We start from the raw sequence: 1,638 nt of genomic DNA, 5'->3' as shown, positions 1-1,638 counted from the left end.
CCCTGTGTGTTAGGATAATTGTCAGTGAAAGATAATTACTTTTGTGGTAGTATATAGCTATCACAGGAAGGGAGCTTTCACTATGAACTATAGTCCAGAATTAAAGGATGCACTCCTCAGGAGAATGCTTCCACCAAATAATGAATCCATTACCAAGATATCCAGAGAAGAAGGTATCTCTGAACAGACACTTCGCAACTGGCGGGATAAAGCCAGAAAGGAAGGCTATGCTGCTCCTGGTACGGATGCTGTTCCGGATGACTGGAGTACACAGGATAAATTTTTAGTTGTTGTTGAAACAGCAAGCATGAATGAAACGGAGCTCGCTGAGTATGCCCGTAAAAAAGGGCTTTATGTTGAGCAGATCAAAGCTTGGAAAGATGCCTGCATGAATGCAAATGGCGGTATCGCTAAAGAGGCTTCCCGGCTTAACCGTGAACTCAAGGATTCTGAAAAGGAACGCAGAAAACTTGAAAAAGAATTACAGCGCAAGGAAAAGGCTCTTGCAGAAGCAGCAGCTTTACTTGTACTGTCAAAAAAAGCAAATGCGATCTGGGGGGATCCAGAGGACGAATGATCAGCGCCTCAGACCGCAAGAATGCTGTATTGCTGATCAATGAAGCCATTACATCGGGAGCGTCCTGTAAAAAGGCATGTGAGCGTCTCGGAATCACGGAACGGACTTTCTACCGTTGGAAGAAGCGAAAGGCAGATACGGATTCCTATGAGGATGGACGTCCCTCAGCAGATCATTCAGATCCTGCCAATAAGATACCAGCAGAGACACGTCGGGAAATCGTAAATATCTGTAACAAACCAGAATACGCCAGCCTGGCACCATGTGAGATCGTTCCGGCATTAGCCGATGAAGGTATCTATATCGCTTCTGAATCAACTTTTTACCGTGTGTTGAGGGAAGAAAAAATGCTGAACCACCGTGGACGCAGCGAAGCACCAAAACACAACCGTCCATCTACATACAGCGCAACAGGTCCGAATCAGGTGTATATGTGGGATATCACATATCTGAATGGTCCACATAAGGGTATGTTTTACTATCTGTATCTTTTCTCAGATCTTTACGATAGGAGTATCGTTGGCTGGGAAGTCTACGAGGAAGAAAGTGCCGACTATGCCAGCAGTTTGATTAAAAGGATCTGTTTAAAACAAGGGCGGCTTACTACGGAGCCATTAGTCTTACACTCTGATAATGGCTCACCCATGAAAGGCGCTACAATGTTGGCGACCCTGTATCAGCTTGGTATAACTCCTTCAAACAGCAGACCGCGTGTAAGCAATGATAACCCCTATGCCGAAAGTCTTTTCAAAACGTTGAAATATCGTCCTAACTATCAGCCCAAAGGATTTGAAACATTGGAAGAGGCTCGGGAATGGGTCAGCTTGTTTGTAAAATGGTATAACCACGATCATCATCACAGTGGTCTAAACTTTCTTACTCCTTATCAGCGCCGCAGCGGATCGTCTGACAAGATACTGTCTAAACGTAAAGAAGTATACGAAGCTGCTAAAGCAGAGCATCCAGAACGCTGGAATGGACGTGCAACCCGTGACTGGAGTCTTCCGGATACTGTATATCTGAACCCGGAAAAGGTACACGAACAATCCGAAAAAGCTGAT

The 1,638-nt window shown here is 45.1% G+C and carries 1 protein-coding gene; it reads left to right on the top strand.

What is annotated here, in order from left to right; all coding sequences use genetic code 11:
- Positions 1-82: 82 nt before the first annotated feature.
- Positions 83-1,638, top strand: a protein-coding gene (locus ACTQ50_RS19520) for an IS3 family transposase (protein ID WP_441485544.1) whose coding sequence is annotated in 2 segments (ribosomal slippage) — positions 83-545 and positions 545-1,638 — 1,557 coding nt annotated over the 2 segments. Because the reading frame shifts where the segments join, the coding sequence is not laid out codon by codon here. This gene is flagged as partial in the annotation.

Source organism: Blautia sp. Sow4_E7 (genome assembly GCF_052116245.1).
In the GTDB taxonomy this organism is placed as follows: domain Bacteria; phylum Bacillota; class Clostridia; order Lachnospirales; family Lachnospiraceae; genus Blautia_A.
This window is presented reverse-complemented; position numbering and strand designations above follow the sequence as displayed.